The organism is Methyloceanibacter sp. (assembly GCF_058506495.1).
Genome location: NZ_JBZMXT010000188.1, coordinates 1 through 1,653, shown reverse-complemented (window position 1 = coordinate 1,653; position 1,653 = coordinate 1). Strand labels below are relative to the sequence as shown.

The 1,653-nt window shown below is 60.6% G+C and carries 1 protein-coding gene and 1 pseudogene; both read right to left on the bottom strand.

Annotated elements, in window-relative coordinates; translation table 11 throughout:
* The coding region (locus AC33YF_RS13890) for a BCD family MFS transporter (RefSeq protein WP_491777807.1) at nt 1–1,373 on the bottom strand (1,373 nt) is incomplete at its 3' end.
* Nucleotides 1,370–1,653: pseudogene (locus AC33YF_RS13885) on the bottom strand (magnesium protoporphyrin IX methyltransferase); the annotation flags it as partial. The gene AC33YF_RS13890 and the pseudogene AC33YF_RS13885, both read right to left, overlap by 4 nt.

Below are 1,653 nucleotides of genomic sequence, written 5' to 3'. Positions count from 1 at the left end.
AATCGCACAAGCGGTCCGATCGCGATGAGAGTTGCAATGAGCAATAAGATTTCCAGCTGATAGACGACGCCATAGCCGACGGCGGGACCCGTCAGCGCTGGTCCCAACAATGATGCATCCGCAAGACTGGAAACTGCGTCGCGAATGAAGCCGCCTGCGGCGATCGCTAAGCCCATGGCCGAGGCTTGCACAGCGCCCCACGCGCCGAGGGCAAGTCCGCTATTGCCATCATCAGCGAGGGCCATCGCCCCCGTCAGCGTGCCGACACCGAACATACCCGCACCAAACCCAATCAAGGCTGTACCTGCGCGGAATAGTCCGGCTGACGCCATGGGCGCCGACAGGATGACAGCAGCAAACGCGAGAATACCGACCACGACACCGAAGCCGGCCAGACGGTAAGGATCGACGCCGCGGCTTAGAAGAGAGGCGGACAGCGCAAAGGCGCAAAGCGTCCCCGCAGCCAGCAAGGCCGTTAGTGCTGTGGTTGCACCGACGCTTAGTCCAAGCACTTCACCGCCGTAGGGCTCCAGCAGAATGTCTTGCATGCTGAAGGCGGCTGTTCCCAACCCGACGGCTAGGAGTACGCGACTTGTGCGCCCACCGCCGCGGAACTTGTGCCACGCTTCGCTGAAAGAAGCGGGCGGTTGAGCAGGGTCGGTGCGGCGCGGATCGCGAGCCTCTTGTTTCCAGAGCGCCACACAGTTCAGGATCATTGTCAGGATCGCCGCGCCTTGGATCAGCTGGATGAGGCGCATCTGGCTGAAGTTTCCAAGCAACCAGCCAAAGGCCAATGCAGCAGCGACCATTCCAAGCAACAGCATTACGTACAGGAAAGCGACCACACGCGGGCGGGCTTCTTCAGGAGCCAAATCCGTCGCGAGGGCAAGACCGGCAGTCTGGGTCGTATGCAGGCCAGCACCGACCATGAGGAAGGCAAGCGCAGATGCGGCATAGCCGATCCAGAGGGGGCCGTTGGCGTCGCCCGATAGGACGATAAGCGCAAATGGCATGATGGCGAGGCCACCGAACTGAAGCAGTGAGCCAAACCAGATATACGGTACGCGGCGCCAGCCCAAGAATGAGCGATGATTGTCCGAGCGGAAGCCGATCAGCGCACGGAACGGTGCAAAAAGAAGAGGTAGCGACACCATGAGAGCAACGAGCCAACTTGGTACCGACAGCTCAATGATCATAACTCGGTTCAGCGTACCGCTGAGCAAAACGAGCGCCATTCCTACCGAAACTTGGAACAGCGAAAGACGGAGCAGGCGCGAAAGCGGTAAGTCATCGCTGGCTGCGTCTGCAAACGGCAGATACCGTGCGTCCAGCAACGTCCAACCTTGCGCGAACCTGTGGTTCAACCGTCTCATTTGTGCGTCAGCTCCAGGGCCTCAGATGTATAGAAGCCGTTAGAAATCCTTTTCGTACGTCCAAGCCGCCATGCGGCGAGCCGCGGCTCTGCCGAGATAAGCTGATGAAGTTTGGCAGGGCTCGTCGGCTCGACTGCAGGAGCGCGATCCTTGCGTGGGAAGAGGCGGCCGGTCGTGTGCATCAGGGCGAGGAGAGGCGTCCTCGGAACGAATGTGCAGAGGACGCCGTGCTCACTGCGTGGCGTGAGTAGGCCGAGACTTCGTGCCATGTCCGCTGCGC